This window comes from Aliikangiella aequoris, from assembly GCF_053709105.1.
On the sequence record NZ_CM132298.1, the window covers coordinates 2,705,873 to 2,722,255 of the forward strand.

General features: G+C 39.7%; 16 protein-coding genes. 2 read left to right on the plus strand and 14 right to left on the minus strand.

Annotation, left to right across the window (positions count from 1 at the left end; all coding sequences use genetic code 11):
• Positions 1–11: 11 nt before the first annotated feature.
• From ACUR5C_RS11670 to ACUR5C_RS11680, 3 genes are read right to left on the minus strand one after another with little or no spacing between them, the layout of a single operon-like run.
• Positions 12–539, minus strand: coding sequence for a CC0125/CC1285 family lipoprotein (locus tag ACUR5C_RS11670; protein ID WP_454465308.1), 528 nt, complete (start codon positions 537–539; stop codon positions 12–14).
• Between the two features lie 35 nt (positions 540–574).
• On the minus strand, positions 575–1,315 hold the full coding sequence (locus ACUR5C_RS11675; protein WP_454465309.1) for an anti-sigma factor family protein: 741 nt from the start codon (positions 1,313–1,315) through the stop codon (positions 575–577).
• Entirely contained in the window at positions 1,312–1,833 is a 522-nt protein-coding gene (locus ACUR5C_RS11680; protein ID WP_454465310.1) for an RNA polymerase sigma factor, read from the minus strand. The genes ACUR5C_RS11675 and ACUR5C_RS11680 overlap by 4 nt, the downstream gene beginning before the upstream one ends.
• A gap of 124 nt (positions 1,834–1,957) precedes the next feature.
• Between ACUR5C_RS11680 and ACUR5C_RS11685 the strand changes: the two genes are divergently transcribed.
• Positions 1,958–3,364 (plus strand): S8 family serine peptidase, encoded by a 1,407-nt coding sequence (locus tag ACUR5C_RS11685; RefSeq protein ID WP_454465311.1) that lies wholly within the window; start codon positions 1,958–1,960, stop codon positions 3,362–3,364.
• Here ACUR5C_RS11685 and ACUR5C_RS11690 read toward each other — a convergent pair.
• From ACUR5C_RS11690 to ACUR5C_RS11720, 7 genes are all read right to left on the minus strand, one after another.
• A complete protein-coding gene (locus ACUR5C_RS11690) occupies positions 3,361–4,302 on the minus strand; it encodes a hypothetical protein (RefSeq protein ID WP_454465312.1) in 942 nt (313 codons plus the stop codon). The two genes, ACUR5C_RS11685 and ACUR5C_RS11690, sit on opposite strands and share 4 nt — an antisense overlap.
• A gap of 62 nt (positions 4,303–4,364) precedes the next feature.
• On the minus strand, positions 4,365–5,159 hold the full coding sequence (locus ACUR5C_RS11695) for a hypothetical protein (protein ID WP_454465313.1): 795 nt from the start codon (positions 5,157–5,159) through the stop codon (positions 4,365–4,367).
• Between the two features lie 74 nt (positions 5,160–5,233).
• Positions 5,234–6,289 carry a 3-isopropylmalate dehydrogenase gene (leuB, locus tag ACUR5C_RS11700; RefSeq protein ID WP_454465314.1) on the minus strand — a complete coding sequence of 352 codons (1,056 nt, stop codon included), beginning with the start codon at positions 6,287–6,289 and terminating at the stop codon, positions 5,234–5,236.
• Positions 6,286–6,867, minus strand: a complete 582-nt coding sequence (leuD, locus tag ACUR5C_RS11705; RefSeq protein ID WP_454465315.1) for a 3-isopropylmalate dehydratase small subunit — start codon at positions 6,865–6,867, stop codon at positions 6,286–6,288. The genes leuB and leuD overlap by 4 nt, the downstream gene beginning before the upstream one ends.
• The gene (leuC, locus tag ACUR5C_RS11710) at positions 6,864–8,267 is read right to left on the minus strand and encodes a 3-isopropylmalate dehydratase large subunit (protein WP_454465316.1); all 1,404 of its coding nucleotides are present in this window, start codon (positions 8,265–8,267) and stop codon (positions 6,864–6,866) included. Before leuC ends, leuD begins: the two co-directional genes overlap by 4 nt.
• Complete coding sequence (locus ACUR5C_RS11715) at positions 8,261–9,475, minus strand: 2-isopropylmalate synthase (protein WP_454465317.1); 1,215 nt, start codon at positions 9,473–9,475, stop codon at positions 8,261–8,263. The genes leuC and ACUR5C_RS11715 overlap by 7 nt, the downstream gene beginning before the upstream one ends.
• A 471-nt stretch (positions 9,476–9,946) precedes the next feature.
• Positions 9,947–10,882, minus strand: a complete 936-nt coding sequence (locus ACUR5C_RS11720; protein ID WP_454465318.1) for a M23 family metallopeptidase — start codon at positions 10,880–10,882, stop codon at positions 9,947–9,949.
• Positions 10,883–11,074: 192 nt separating this feature from the next.
• Between ACUR5C_RS11720 and ACUR5C_RS11725 the strand changes: the two genes are divergently transcribed.
• The gene (locus tag ACUR5C_RS11725) at positions 11,075–11,380 is read left to right on the plus strand and encodes a DciA family protein (RefSeq protein ID WP_454465319.1); all 306 of its coding nucleotides are present in this window, start codon (positions 11,075–11,077) and stop codon (positions 11,378–11,380) included.
• Positions 11,381–11,505: 125 nt separating this feature from the next.
• Here the strand turns inward: ACUR5C_RS11725 and lpxC are convergent, their stop codons facing one another.
• The 4 genes from lpxC to ACUR5C_RS11745 form a co-directional block, all read right to left on the minus strand.
• A complete protein-coding gene (gene lpxC, locus ACUR5C_RS11730; RefSeq protein ID WP_454465320.1) occupies positions 11,506–12,420 on the minus strand; it encodes a UDP-3-O-acyl-N-acetylglucosamine deacetylase in 915 nt (304 codons plus the stop codon).
• Positions 12,421–13,106: 686 nt separating this feature from the next.
• The gene (gene ftsZ, locus ACUR5C_RS11735; protein ID WP_454467876.1) at positions 13,107–14,246 is read right to left on the minus strand and encodes a cell division protein FtsZ; all 1,140 of its coding nucleotides are present in this window, start codon (positions 14,244–14,246) and stop codon (positions 13,107–13,109) included.
• Between the two features lie 74 nt (positions 14,247–14,320).
• Positions 14,321–15,553 carry a cell division protein FtsA gene (gene ftsA / locus ACUR5C_RS11740; RefSeq protein ID WP_454465321.1) on the minus strand — a complete coding sequence of 411 codons (1,233 nt, stop codon included), beginning with the start codon at positions 15,551–15,553 and terminating at the stop codon, positions 14,321–14,323.
• 31 nt (positions 15,554–15,584) lie between these two features.
• Positions 15,585–16,382, minus strand: a complete 798-nt coding sequence (locus tag ACUR5C_RS11745) for a cell division protein FtsQ/DivIB (RefSeq protein WP_454465322.1) — start codon at positions 16,380–16,382, stop codon at positions 15,585–15,587.
• Position 16,383 lies beyond the last annotated feature (1 nt).

The window sequence follows — 16,383 nt, forward strand, 5'->3', positions numbered from 1 at the left end:
AAAATTCCTTGCTATTGCTGAATTCTCGCCTGTAAATTTTGCTTAACCTCTAAAGCAGAAAAACTATTCTCTGAGCTCGGTTTAACACCTTTACCTAAACGAACTTCTAAAATACTTTCAACTTGGCTTGAAGTATCTCCAGCTCTTACATTTGCGCCATAGGTAGTAACCGGCTCACTTGTGGTTTTACAAGCGACAAGTCCACATTGGGTCCTACGTTGAAAAGTGGTCGATGCGCCAAGGCTAAAACCTGAGTCGTCGTTATTCTCAGCCATGGTCTCTCTAGATACAACTACAAACCAATCATAACCATTGAGCAAACTAATTTCGGCAGCCCTTAACATCGCATAATCCATCGCAGCAGATGTATCTCTTCCCTTGAGTTTAAAATGAATACGATAGTGGTTTTCGCTAAGCTTGCTTTCACTATAACCATATCCATTCCCACTAGCTTGTCGGTATTTGGGTAATGAAGTACAAGACATTAAAATAAACAAACTGAATACAACTAAACTCAATATTTTAAAATTTTTCATCATACACCTCTCTTGGTTTTATCGTTTCTTCCAAATAATTACTTCCAACGTTGCTCTATCGACGCTTCTTCCTGATTTCGATTATAGAAACTACCCTGTAATATTTTATCTAAAGCTTGGTCTAGCTCTGCTTTTCGGCTTGCCGTTTGATATTCGCTATTGTTGCTAACGAATTCAGTGGTAAATGATGCTGCAATTTTCCACTGGCCTTGCTTTAAGCAAGCAATGTTTTCTGATCCTTTAGCATTACTAGTAACGTTATACAAACGACATGACTCACCGGCTTTATTTTTAAATGACGCTTTGGGTAACACAAGCTTTCCGTTTGCAAGCGACACTTCAGTGCCACTTGTTTTATCAAACAATACTTGAGAAACTTCAGCAGCAACAATTAACGATTCAGTATCACTTTTTGTAGTTTCAAAATTAGCTAAACTCAAGCCCAACACGACCAATGCACAAGCCGCAACTGCAGAGTATTTGGTTGCAGAATATTTGGTTAAGTTGCGGCTAATTTTTTTCCAACGCGGAAACTCAATCACCTTGGCGCGAGTCTCTAACTCATTGTCCTCCGACAACAACTGATTAATTGAGTGCGGAATAACCTTATCGTCAATTTCAGCATAACTTGCGTAGACCAAACTATCAACCTGAGCTAATTCAGCTAATCTATCGGCGACTTTTTCTGAGTTTGCGATGCTGTCTCTTACAGCCTGCATTTCTTTTTCGCTAAGCTCTGAATCTAAAAATGCAGATAGTTTTTCATCGTTAATGTTCATGCCTGGCCTCCTTCAATACCTGCACTTGTGGGCCCGCTTGAATGTGGTGCTCCATTTAGCCAATTGGCAATAGTCGCTCTTGCTCTTGCTAACCTGCTCATGACAGTACCAATTGGAATGCTTAATGTTTCCGCGGTTTCCTTATAACTCATTCCTTGCACCGCGATTAAGGCAAGAATTGAACGCTGCTCATCGGGTAATGACTGCATAGCTTGTTTAACTTTAGCTAAAGTTAATTGATTAGTCATTTGATTTTCGCCATCAATAACTTGGTTTTGTTGTAGCTCTGGCTTTTCAGCAGCTTTCTGCCTAACTTTTCGAGCTCGAAATTCGTCAATCCAAATGTTACGACAAACTCTAAAGACCCATTTAGTCAAGTTTACATCTTTCGGCAAATTCCTACTTAAAACTCGCTCTAATGTATTTTGAACTAAATCGTCTGCGTCAGGCATATTGCCGGTTAAAGAATAGGCAAACCGCCTTATCATTGGTAACATTTGGGTTAATTCATTTTTCATCGAGTATTTCCTCTGTTTTATAGAGTTGACGGCTCTAAAACAGTTTTAATCCGCTTGAATTGGAATTTTATATGTTTTGAAACGTTTTTATTATAAAACACTATCAAAAATTTAGAGATTTTTCATGAAGTTAGTTAAATTGAGTCACTTAAAGAAATTTTCAACCTTTCTAGCGCTTTCTACCGCTTTAATCTTAATTGCGCTGTCACCTTTCAAGTTAGCTGTTGCAGCAGATATAACAAAGCTCAATACTAGCGGTCAAATAACGACACCCCCGCTCACAATGCCACAGCCTAAAGTTCCTTTAAAAACGACTCAAAGCACTGCCGTTCCAGCAATAACCGATAAGGCAACTTTACAGCAGCTTGAGCTAAAGTCTATTGCCGATGATCCTTTGAATATAAAGAGTCAAGTTATGCCTATATTAGATAGCCTGGGTAATGTTGCTTTCAATGAAGTATTGGTCGAAAATAATCATCGAGCCGTCGCCCAAGAATGGTTAATACTTTTAAATCCAACAGAACTTAAATTTCTTAAAAGTCTTAATATAGAAGTTATAAAAAGCAAACAATATTTCAACTCAGATTTACAGCTGATTCAGTTTAAAGTGCCCTTAGCTCTTGATTCTTGGCAAGCACTAAAACAAGTCTTACCTCAGCACCTATTAGCAAGACTTGACAGAAATCATATTTATGAGCCTCAAAAAACTAACAACAACGACCAGCGGACTAGTCACTCTGCCAAAAATCGAACGAGTAACCATTCTCAACTAGCCGTTGGCTGCGCTTCTCCAGTCAAAATTGGCATGATAGACACCAGCATTAATCTACAGCACTCTGCGCTAGTTAACCAAAGAATAATCTTGAAGAATTTTGTTAACAGCAACATTACTGTACCGATTGGGCATGGAACAATCATCGCGGGAGTTCTAAAAGCGAATTCAAATCACGTTACCGGGCTGCTACCAAACGCTCAGCTATTTGCTGCATCTGCGTTTTATAGTCGCAATGACTATACCCAAGGCGCTAACTTAATGTCGATTGTAAGCGCGTTGGACTGGCTAAGTAGCAACCAAGTAACTGTTATTAATATGAGTCTTACTGGACCAAAAAATAACATTCTGGAAAGATTTATCAAAAGACTAAGCGAAAAAGAAATTATAATTGTTGCAGCAGCAGGTAATCAGGGGCCGGCTTCACCTCCACTTTATCCTGCGGCTTACCCCTCTGTTATTGCAGTTACAGCAGTTGATCATAATCTCGAAGTTTATCGTTGGGCAAACCAAGGAGAGCATATAGACTTTAGTGCTTACGGTGTTAATCAAACCAGCTTACATGCCAATGGAAAATATAGTTTAGAAAGCGGAACATCTTTAGCTGTTCCTGTTGTAGCTGCAACTTTAGTTTGCGAATTACATCACTCAAGCGCTAAAAAGACATTAAAACGGTTACAAGAGAATGCCATTGATTTAGGGGAGACTGGCCACGACCCAATTTTTGGACATGGCCTTATAAAAAGTCATAATAACTAAAACTTTGCTTTAACAGAAATACCCATTTTATTAGTATCAAACTCAGCATCTTCTAAATTAGAATCATTACTAGCGAGTTCAAACTGAGTAATTAAGAAAAAGTTAGATGTAAGGCCTAACTCCCAACGAAGACTCATAAAACTACTGCTATCTTCCCTAGGATTTTCATTGGCAGCTTCAAGCAAATTTTGGCTTGCTTGTGTAAAACTTTTATTTAACTTGCGCCAACTAAGCTGAATATTATTATCAAGCTGCCAAGCATTAAAACTTTTTGAATATTTAACCCAGTAAGATTTTGCAGCGAAGTCAAACTCTGGCGTCACAGATTCTTCCGTTTGGTCCTCTATCCCAAACGCAATAAACGACTGCCCTAAATCAAAAAAGCGATAAGTATTGATAGCCAAACTATGATTTTCTGAGTCTCGCTCGGTTAAGTTTTTAAATTTTTTTTCTTGCTGGCTTTTGTTAACTCTAAAAAACCATTGATTGCTAAATAATTTTGACAAGTAAATACTACGCTGATTTAGAGACATAAAGCCTTGCTGATCTAGCTTTACGTTAGCCATACTTTGGTCTAAACCAAGCTTAACCCAATCAAATTTATAAGCGCCATCAACATAGAAAATCTGTGTCGCCTGATCAAACTCATCATTACGATTATAGTTAATTAGTTTTTTGCTATAGAATCCTTTAAAGCTAAGCTTATCAATAGGCTCTAAACCACCTTTTAGTTTAAACTGAATTAGTTTAGCCGTGTCACCAGATTCAGATGTTTTTTCTATTTCATTAAGATATTGTTGACTACTACTTTGCAATCCAGCTTCAACCTGTGCAGAAAATTTAGGCTCTACCTGAGCAAAAAGCTGTGAACTACTTAGACTAAAAGTAAGCACAAAAACAAAGCAACACCATGAAATTTTGGATATAACATAACGCATAGAATCCTCCCAAAGATTTATAAGGCTAAAAAAAGCGCTGGGCAAGCCAGCGCTTAAGTGGGTTATAGTTCGATTGAATTTAAGATACTAGCTTCTGTTGTAGCTTCAATCGCAGTTGCTAATGTAGCGTCTACGGATGAGGTGACTTGCTCTGCAACTGCAGCATCTAAATTGCTTGCCAAAGTTTGCTGTAACAACACTTCTGTTTGAGCACTAACAACTTGCATAGTATTAGCTGACGCACTCTCTAAAAGTTGTGCGCTTTGGTTAGCAATAATCTCTGACGCCGCCTGGTTATCGACATTACTCGCTTGCTCAAGATTGGAGCTCACTTGGCTGGTCGCGTGGCCAGTAGCTGAAGCTAGACCCGTGCCGTTAGCTATCATTTTTGAACCTGCAGCGGTCAGCACATTGATTTCTGATCCAGAAAATTGCTTGTTCGATGGCTGTTCTACGCCAGAAACTTCTGGCTCAGTTGCTGTTGGCTTTTCTCTTTTTACCAATGTACTAGAAGTACTTTGGATAAGCGCACTTGTATCAAGCGTATTGCTTGTTTGTGACTCGCCTTTGTTCACTAATGAAGCACTACTCGCAGTCACTCCGCTAAAATCTGAAGCGGCTTGCTTGGGCTTTTCCTGTGTTGGATTAGCGTCACTGCTTTGCTTAGCATTTATTGTAGCGCTAGACTGGGTTTCATTTTCAGCACGCAGCTGACTTTCATTAGAGCGCTTGTATTGAACTTCAGTGCGGCTCTCGCTTGAAACCGTTGCATTAAGTGAGGCTTCACTAGCAAAGCTGTAATTGGTCGCCAAACCTAAAGCAATAATCAACGCACTCTTATTTAAGTTATTTATCATTTTACTCTCCTCGTTTTACGTTAGTTTCATAAAGTTGACGGGAACGAAGCGAGTTTTATTCTCAAAAATATTGATTATTTTAAATAGCTAATGACCGCTTGAGTAACCTCAGTGGTTAACAAACTACTTGACTGGTTTAAGTCTTGGGTAAATATTTTCGCATCAAGAGCTATTGCGACAGCCGCTTCAATAGAAACCGCAAGCACTTCATGATTTAGCCACCGAAGCATCATTGCACAACTTAAAATTGCCGCATAAGGGTTAGCTAAATTACTGCCCGCAATGTCAGGGGCACTCCCATGGGCTGGCTCAAAAATTCCATGTTGGGTGCCTACAGAAGTAGATGCAAGCATTCCCAATGAACCAACTAGCACGCTAGCTTCATCAGATAAAATATCGCCAAACATATTTTCAGTAAGAATTACATCAAACTGAGATGGGTTTTGTATAAGTTTCATTGCACAAGAATCAACGAGCTGATGCTCAAGCGTAATCTCAGGATAATTATTTTTAACAAACCGGCTCGTCACTTCACGCCATAGCCTTGACGTTTCTAATACATTGGCTTTGTCGACAGATGTAATAATTTTGTTACGCTGCATCGCTAATTCACAAGCAACTCGTGCCACTCGCTCAATTTCGGTTACACTATAACTACATTGATCAAATGCAGAGTCTCCTTCTCGGTATTTATTTCCAAAATAAATACCACCGGTAAGTTCTCTAACAATCACAAAATCAACCGATTCTAATTTGCTGGGTTTTAACGGAGAGCAGTTAATTAAGTTAGGGTGAATTTTTATTGGTCTGATATTGGCAAAAACGTTTAACGCTTTACGCAGTTTTAATAGCCCCTGTTCAGGTCGTAAATAAGTTGGCAAAGCGTCCCACTTTGGACCGCCGATCGCACCTAAAAATACGGCATCAGCATCAATACATCCTTGTAAGGTTTGTTCAGGTAGTGGTTTGCCACTGTGCTCTATTGCAGCTCCGCCTATGTAATAATCGAATAACTGAAAATTAACACCATGAATTTTACTTACTGCTTTAACAACACTTTTAGCGGACAGAGTCACTTCGGGTCCAATACCATCTCCGGCAAGCCAAGCGATTTTTGTAGTTCTCGTCATAACACATTTTTCCTTTGCTCATACCGATCAATTAAATTGGTTTTGTCTAATAAGTAGTCAAGCTCGTCTAGTCGGTTAAGAAAACAATATTTGGTAAAAGCAGCTAGTTTAAATTCCAATTTCATATTTTTACTTAGAATCAGTTGGCGCTCTAAATTAATTTCAAGTTCATTTCCATTTAGTAAAAATAGTTGCCTTAGCTCGTCATTTGAAACTTCAATTGGCAATAATCCGTTTTTAATTGCATTGTTTTTAAAAATATCAGCAATTCTGCTACTAATAATTACTTTAATTCCAAAGTCTGTTAGTGCCCAGGCGGCGTGCTCTCTAGAAGAACCACAACCAAAATTGTCACCGGTAATCAAAATTTTTGCCGCTTTAGTTTCTGCTAAATTTAAAACAAAGTTTTTGTTCTTGCTGCCGTTACTTTGGTAGCGCCAATTGGCAAAAAGGTATTTCCCTAGGCCTAACTTTTGCGTGGTTTTTAGCGAGTCAGCGGGAATAATTTGGTCTGTATCAATGTTATCAAATTGAATTACCGCAGCAATTCCCTTTATGCAATGTTGAATGCTGCTCATACTGACGCTCCTTTTTTAAATGACTGCTGAGGATCGGCAATTTCACCTAGAATGGCGCAGTGCGCTGCAGTTTCTGGACTAACTAACAAGGTCCGTGCATTACGTCCTTGGCGGCCTTCAAAGTTACGATTGCTAGTACTAACACATAACTCGCCCTGCCCGACGACATCGCCATTCAACCCTAAACACATTGAGCACCCCGGCTCTCGCCAGTGCGCGCCTGCGTCTCGAAAGATTTTGTCTAAGCCAAGCTGTTCTGCCGCTTTTTTTACCTGCATAGAGCCTGGAACAATATACGCAACGACATTTTTTGCGACTTTCTGCCCTTTCATTATTTTTGCAACGGCACTTAGATCACTTAGCCTCGAATTAGTGCAGCTTCCAATAAATACCACGTTAACTTTCTTTCCTATTAACTGCTCGCCAGCAGCAAAGCGCATATAATCAACCGCTTGCTGATTAGCGTTTAAGGGTATGGTTTCTCTAATCGGTATAGCCATAGCAGGATTGGTCCCCCAAGTAATCATTGGTTTTACTTTGGTTGCATCAAAACAAACAAAGCGGTCGTACTGTGCTTCTTTGTCTGTATATAGAGTTCGACAACGTTTTACTAATAAATCCCAATCGTGATCTTTCGGAGTAAACTCTTTACCCTTAAGGTAAGCGATTGTTTTATCGTCAGGAGCAATTAGGCCAGCACGAGCACCTGCTTCAATAGACATATTACAAACCGTCATTCTTTGCTCCATCGACAATTCGCTAATGGCCTCTCCAAAATATTCAATTACATGACCAGTTGCTCCGGCAACGCCTAATTTAGATATAATATGTAGGATAAGATCTTTTGCCGACACTCCAGCATTAAGCTTGCCGATTACCTTTATTCCCATTGATTTAGGCTTTACTTGTAACAAACACTGAGTGGCTAACACATGTCCTACTTCACTCGTACCAATACCAAATGCCAGTGCTCCAAAAGCGCCGTGAGTGCTGGTATGACTGTCGCCACAAACAATAATATTTCCTGGCAAAGTAATGCCTAACTCAGGCCCAATTACGTGAACAATTCCCTGTCGTTTGTTGCCCAGTTCAAACAGCCTAATAGCGTTTTCTTGGCAGTTTTTTTGTAATGCAATAACCTGTGCTTTTTCTCTTTCACCATTAAAAACATAATCCCCATTTTTTAAAGGAGGGCTTGTGGGAGTCGCATGATCCATTGTTGCAAATGTTCGCTCAGGACAACGTACTTTGAGCTTTCTTTGTTTTAAAAGGTTGAACGCCTGCGGCGACGTCACCTCATGAATATAGTGAGTGTCTACATAAATAATTGCGGGGAAATCTTCTTGTTCTGGCTCAACCAAGTGACTATCCCATATTTTTTCAAATAGTGTTCTTACCATCGTTTGGTCCTTAAAAAGCTGGTTGATTCTTGTGGTAATTGGGTTGCAAATCCAGTTTGACTAACTAGCTGAAACAGATCAAAATCATCAAGACGCTTTTGCTTATCACACAGCGCTTTCATCGCTTCAAATAATACGGCAACTTGTTTTTCGCTAAATATAAACTGGTTAGTCAGCAGCCATTGTTTTAATGCATGTTTGCCGCTATGTTTACCTAAAACAATTTGATTACCAGAAAAGCCGACATCTTCGGCACGCATGATTTCGTAAGTTTCACGGTTTTGAATCACGCCATGTTGGTGAATACCCGCTTCATGGGCAAATGAATTTCGCCCGACTACCGCTTTGTTGGGCTGCACTAAAATGCCTGTTATAGACTCAACCAGTCGGCTCGACTTTAAAAGTTGCTGGGTCTTTATTTGCGATGTGACTTTAAAGTGATTTTGACGAGTTTTTAGCGCCATAGTTAATTCTTCGAGTGCGCAATTACCGGAACGCTCTCCAATTCCATTAATGGTGCATTCAACTTGTCTTGCACCACTTTCTATCGCCGCCAAACTATTAGCCGTTGCTAAGCCTAAATCATTATGACAGTGAACACTGAGCGTCGCTTTACTAATATTGCTGACTTGAGTTCTAATTGTTTTTATTAAATGTCCAAACTCAGCGGGTGTACTATAACCAACTGTGTCTGGAATATTGACGGTAGTTGCTCCAGCATCAATCACAGCTTCAATGACTCGAACTAAAAAACCTAAGTCACTCCGTGCAGCATCTTCGGCTGAAAATTCAACATCATTCACATAGCGTTTCGCTTTTTTAACCGCGCTAACCGCTTTTAGCAATACCTGAGTAGGAGTAAGTTTTAGTTTGTATTTCATATGTATTTCACTGGTAGCGATAAATACATGGATACGTTTTTTATCAGCAGCTTTTAATGCTTGAGCGGCAACTTCAATATCTCTATCAACGGCTCTTGCTAATGCACAAATAATTGGCCCCCTAATCTTTTGTGCAATAAGCTCAACAGCATTAAAATCACCGCGAGATATCACAGGAAAGCCAGCCTCAACCACGTCAACACCTAACTGCTGGAGTTGTGTGGCAATAGCTAACTTTTCGTTAATATTCATACTTCCACCGGGAGACTGCTCTCCGTCACGCAAGGTAGTGTCAAATACGATAATTTTGTCATCTGTAAACGCCACAATTTTCTCCTATGTTAGGCAAAAAAAAACCCGCTGAATTAGCGGGTTTTTAAAATCTAAAAAATATTCAACACAAAACTTCCCGCCAAGTTTTAGTTAGCAAGAGTAAGAGTGCATTTAGTAAGCAAATATCTAATTTCATTTTTATACAAACCTTATTACTGTGTGCCGTTAGCAGAGTAATTATATCAGCGAGTCCAGCACTGGTTATGAGCGTTAAAACTAACTCATATCACCGCTGTTTAGTGATTAAAGTCAGATAAAATTAAAGCAAGTATTCCGTAGCGTCAACAGAGTATAACTAAAACATCTAAAACGAGTAGAACACGCGGCTAGCAATAATCTGGAAGCTATTGAGCTGTGGTCAACAAAACCTAAGGCTAAAAAACAAAAAGCCCCAATATAAAATTGAGGCTCTTTAAGGTGACGCATTGCGCTAAGCTAATCTAGCGCAAAAAAGCGAATTAAAATTTAACTTTTAGGGCGGCGATTAACATAGTGTTGTGGATTAACATTTTTGCCATTTTTTAACACTTCATAATGAACATGAGCACCCGTAGACCGACCCGAATTACCCATAATTGAAATGGCTTGCCCTTTAGAAACCACATCGCCTTTTTTGACTAGCGCGCTTTTATTGTGCGCATAACGAGTGATTAAACCATCACCGTGATTGATCTCAACCAGCAATCCATAACCATATCGGTCACCTACCCAAGAAACGACACCGGCCGCCGTTGAATATATTTTATCTCCCTCTTTACCCGCAAAGTCTACACCACCATGCCAGGCAGGCTTACCAGTAAAAGGATCGTTTCTTTCTCCGTAAAATGACGACATCCAACCTTTCTTAATAGGACGACCGGATATATAACGCTCTACCCCCATGTGCTTATCCATTAATAAAGACTCAAGCACATTCAGCTGTTGACTGCGAGAATTAAGTTGTTGGTCGATTTCGTTAAGCGACGCGAGTAATTGCGGTATATCAGTGGTTTCAGCGTTAGAAGCGTTTTCAGGACCCCCTATAGCAGGCGGTTCACCAAAATTAAACTCTTTGGCATCTAGACCTGCTACATTAACTATTCTTTCACCCGCAGCATCTAGCCGGGTAATGTGGGCTTGCATCATTCCCATTTTAGCGGTAAGCGCATTGAGTTGTTGCTGTGAAGAACGCTTAGCTAACTCAAGCTGGTGCCATTGATTAGATAACTCTTTTTTCCAATTGTCGATAGTCACTTGTTCTACCTTCGCCAAGTCACTTCGCTGCATTGCAAAGAAGTAACCGCTTACTCCAGCGGTAATAGGCAAAACAAATAACAATCCAACTAAACTATAAAGGTAGCGGTTTTTTAGCTTAATGGTCCGCATGCCCTGTGGTGAACGTTGTAAAATTGTAATACTCATGGATAACTCTTTAATATTTAATTTTAGACTTTGGGTATCTCTGCCACGCCCGTTTGAAGCGCATTACAGACTAAATTTCCTTTCCCATCAGCACCTTTAAGTGTCACAATAGCAGCAAGTTATTTTCTATTTGCTATGTTCAACTTTGATACCAATTGAGCTTTTAAACCCAATAAACCTAATATTTTAATTATGAGACGTCCATCTACCCATAATATTAATAATCTTGTTTCGGCTCCTAATGGCGAAGTAAAAAACTTACTCGACAAGTTAGCCAAAATTCAAACGCTAAACAATACCTTACAAAGCAAACTTAATGCAACACTTTCAAAGCATTGCCGAGTAATAAATTTGAGAAAAAGCACTTTAGTTATTGCTTGTAACAGCTCTATTTGGGCCAATAAACTCAGATTCCAAACCAATGAGCTACTCTCAGCGTTTCGCCAAGAAGGCTATTTAGGCCTTGCTAACATTGAAGTTATCGTCCAGCCCCGCTAGTTCTTTAGCAAATTTAGTAAAAACTGCCGTAAAATTAACAATTTAGCTAAAAAAACGCTGCAAAACTAGAATTTGGAGTACAAAAAAACCGAGCGTTGCTCGGTTTTTTTTGAAGCTATGTAGACTTAAATAGCTAAGCCTGGTTTCATAATATATGAAATAGGCGCCGCGGAAGCATCTTCGAAAGTAACAACTTCCCAAGCGCTTTCATCAGCAACAAGCGCTCTTAAAAGCTTGTTATTCAATGAATGGCCTGATTTTATACCAGTAAATGCACCCACTAAGCTATTTCCTAGCAAATACAGATCTCCAATAGCATCTAAGATTTTATGCTTAACGAATTCATCGTCGTAACGCAAACCATCTTCATTTAACACACGATATTCATCTAATACAATCGCATTGTCCATGCTACCGCCTTGAACTAGGTTTTTAGAACGCAAATGCTCAATATCATTCATAAAACCAAAAGTTCGTGCTCTACTAACTTCTTTTACAAACGAAGTAGCAGAAAAGTCTATTTCTGAAAACTTGGAACTATTCGAGAAGACTGGGTGGTCAAAATCAATACCAAATGACACTTTAAAACCGTCAAATGGTTCAAATATTGCTTTTTTATCGCCTTCAGTTAACTCAATGCGCTTCTTAATGCGAATAAAACGCTTGGCTTTTTCTTGCTCTTCAACCCCTGCAGACTGGATTAAAAATACAAAAGGCCCTGCACTACCGTCCATTATTGGCACTTCTGGAGCCGATACATCGATAAATGCATTATCAATACCTAAGCCTGCCATTGCTGCTAATAAATGCTCTACGGTTGAAATTCTGACACCATCCTTGACTAAACACGTAGAAAGCGTGGTATCGCCCACATTTTCTGGCGCCGCACAAATTTCGACAACAGGATCAAGGTCAACTCGACGGAAAACAATTCCTGAATCTACAGGAGCAGGTCTTAACGTCAAGTAAACTTTATCACCGGTATGTAAACCAACACCTGTCGCTCTAATTGCGGTTTTTAAAGTACGTTGTTTAATCATAATCGATTAATTCTCCAACTTAATAATGATGCCCTAGCTTTCTAAAACAAGCTGGACAAATTTTGTACTCATCGGATGAGCTACATAAAAAACTGCCGCATCTTACCATAAAGATTTGCTTCGCGGTACGCTAAACCTCTAATTAAAGCAGTTTAAGTGCTAATTGTGGCTAAAATATGCCCACAATGTAACAAATTTGTCACTAAAACCTGTTAAATTGGGATAAATATCTCAAAATATAGGCGTTAGCGGTAATTTTACCCTTGAATTTAAATCCTATATTTAAATTTTAAAATTCACTTTAAGTTGTTCATTATCAGTTAACGAAAGTAAATGACTCCTTTCCTCTGCCAAAACAGAAAAAATCACCGTGAAAATTGAAGGGGGATTCCCACAGTTCAACTTTCTGGTATGCAGCTAAAAAAAACCAAATACTTTCGTCTTTAAACTAACCAAGCAACGACCGGCTATTCCAACAGGTTTTACCCAACAGCTCTAGTCCATCAGCTCTAGTCCATCAGCTCTAGTCCATCACTCTAACTCAAAGCAACTACCCAGACTTGCCAGCCCAGTTTTATTGCGCATTTTATTAATCTAACGCTAAATTGGGTAGCAGTTTAAATGCTAAACCTTTATAAGCCGCCAGATTTTCAAAAGAGTTAAAAGCTTAAATTAGCCTAATAGTCCTAATCTGCTTGTTTACGTAAAAACGCTGGAATATCTAAGTAATCCATATCACTACCAACCGCTTGCTTTGGTTGAGCTGCTTGCTGGCGAATAATCGTTGGTCTGTCTAGCTCTGGATAATTATTGCTTCCATCAGATTTTTTCGTATTGTCTATTTTCATAGTCGGCGCTTGAACTGCCGCGGCTTGCTGACCAATACCTGTTGCCACTACTGTAACTCTAATTTCATCAGTCAGCTCTGGGTCAATAGCCGTTCCAATGACGACAGTAGCATCATCTGCCGCAAATTCTTGAATCACACTACCTACGTCAGAGAATTCGTCGATGCTCATATCTTCACCTGAAGTGATATTAACCAAAATACCTTTAGCACCGGCTAAATCAACATCTTCCAGTAATGGGCTAGAAACAGCGAGCTCTGCCGCGCGCTTAGCACGATCTTCACCGCTACCAATACCGTTACCCATCATAGATGTGCCTTTTTCTGACATAACGGTTCTAACGTCTGCAAAATCCACATTAATTAGGCCAGGACACGTCATTAACTCGGCAATGCCTTGAACTGCGCCATGCAATACATCATTAGCCGCTTTAAAAGCTTCAGTAAGTTTCTTGCCTTTCATTACATTAAGTACTTTATCATTAGGCACAATAATTAATGAGTCCACATGCTGGCGCAACTCTTCAATACCAGCCTCGGCAACTTGCATACGCTTTTTCATTTCAAAGAAAAATGGCTTAGTCACAACAGCAACCGTTAATACACCCATTTCTTTGGCAATTTCAGCAATAACCGGTGCAGCTCCCGTTCCGGTGCCGCCTCCCATACCCGCAGTAATAAATACCATGTCGGTATCACGTAGAATTTCTGCTATTCGCTCTCGGTCTTCAATCGCAGCTTCACGTCCGACTTCTGGATTAGCTCCTGCGCCTAAGCCTTTAGTAATAGAACTACCAAGTTGAATGGTAGTTCTTGCTAATGAGCGATTTAATGCTTGTGCGTCGGTATTAGCACAAATAAACTCAACTCCATCGACATTTGCTTTTAACATATGCTCTACAGCATTGCCGCCGCCACCGCCGACTCCTACTACTTTGATCACCGCATTTTCACGACAGCTATCAACTAACTCAAACATGTTTGGCATAATATTTCCCCTTCGTTTTACTTGCTTGTTGCTAAATAAAAATTAAAAATCAATGTATTAAACTTTTAAAAACCGCTGAACCAATGTTTCATTTTTTTCAGCAGTTGACTAAAACCAGTTTCGGTATCATCGTAATTGTTGGTTTGAACATTTTGTTGTTGGCCATATAACAAGAGTCCAACACCAGTGGCATGAATTGGGTTTCGTACTACATCAACTAATCCATGAACACCTTGTGGTAATCCCAACCTTACAGGCATATGAAAAACTTCTTCAGCCAATTCGATTAAACCTTCCATTTTTGAAGATCCGCCAGTCAAAACGATTCCGGCAGGAATAATTTCTTCAAAACCACTACGCCTTAATTCCGCTTGAATTAAGGTAAACAATTCTTCATACCTAGGCTCTACAACTTCAGCTAAAGTTTGGCGCGACATTTTTCTAGAGTCACGCTCACCTACGCCAGGAACTTCTATCGTGTCTTCTAACGAAGTCAGTTGACGTAAGGCACAGGCATACTTAATTTTGATATCTTCTGCATGCTGCGTTGGCGTTCTTAAAGCCACGGCAATGTCGTTAGTCACTTGATCACCAGCAATAGGAATAACCGCAGTGTGTCGAATTGCGCCTTCTGTGAAGATAGCAATATCAGTCGTTCCGCCGCCAATATCAACAATACAAACACCTAACTCTTTCTCATCTTCAGTAAGTACAGAATAAGAAGACGCTAACTGCTCTAAAATAATGTCGTCGACTTCTAACCCACATCGCTTAATGCATTTCACAATATTTTGCGCTGCACTCACTGCACCGGTTACCATATGAACTTTAGCTTCCAGTCTTACCCCAGACATGCCGATGGGCTCGCGAATACCTTCTTGGTTATCAATAATAAATTCTTGCGGCAAAATATGCAGAATTCTTTGATCAGCAGGAATAGCAACAGCTTTTGCTGCGTCAATGACTCTTTCAACATCACTTGAGTTAACTTCGCTATCTCTTATGGCTACAATGCCGTGCGAGTTCAAGCTGCGAATATGGCTGCCAGCAATACCTGCAAATACTGAGTGAATTTGACAGCCTGCCATTAATTCAGCTTCTTCAACAGCACGCTGTATTGACTGAACCGTCGATTCAATATTGACCACAACGCCTTTCTTAAGCCCTGTTGATGGGTGACTTCCTATACCAATAATATCGGTTCTACCTTCTGCACCGATCTCTCCAACAATGGCGACCACTTTAGACGTACCAATATCTAAACCAACAATTAATTTTTTATCTTGTATTTTTGACATATTCTATTGGCTCTCTTTCAAAAATTAAGCACTATCCCTGTAAACTATTTTTATTTTCAGCCCACTGAACCGCAATACCATTGTGGTATCGCAAATCAATCGAGCTAATGGCGTCTTTATTTTCTATCGCGCGATAAACTTCAACTAACCGAGCGATACGTGCCTCTCTATCTTTTCGCCCTAAATTCATCACTAAATCTCTCGAAAAATGTAAGTGCCAATTATTTACTAAGTCGATCTCAACACTGACTAGTTCGAGCGATATTAACTCTAAAGAAGTTTTTATTTGCTTAAACTCAGTCCAAATTTTTACCAAAGTTTCAGTATCAATTGTCTTTTGCTTTTTCACTTCAATTCTTGGCAAGTTAAATAGTTTAGCTTGCGCTTCGCTTACTTCAATTTGTGTATGGCTAGCCGTTAAAATAGCATTGTTAAAAATCGCGACAGGCTGATGTTCTCTTACTGCAACCACGATACTATTAGGCCAAACCTTTTTAACTTCAACATGCTGAACCCAAGCTAGCTCTTCAAGCTGGTTGCGTAACGATTCTAAATCAATCGCTAACATTCCTTTAACTTCTAAATCAGCCACTAACTCAATTAGCTTAGCTTCATTAAGGTTTTGAACATCACCTTGCAATACTAGGTTTTCTACCGGCCAAACTTGCTGCCATATTCGCTGACCAGAGTAAACTCCCCCAACAATTAAAGCTAACAAGCTATACCTTACTAACACTCGGCCAATTTGTTTAACACGCCCAGAAATATCAAACGAAAGCGATTTTTTTTCACTTCGTTTTTTCCTAACTGCCATCTTAGCGCGTGCCACT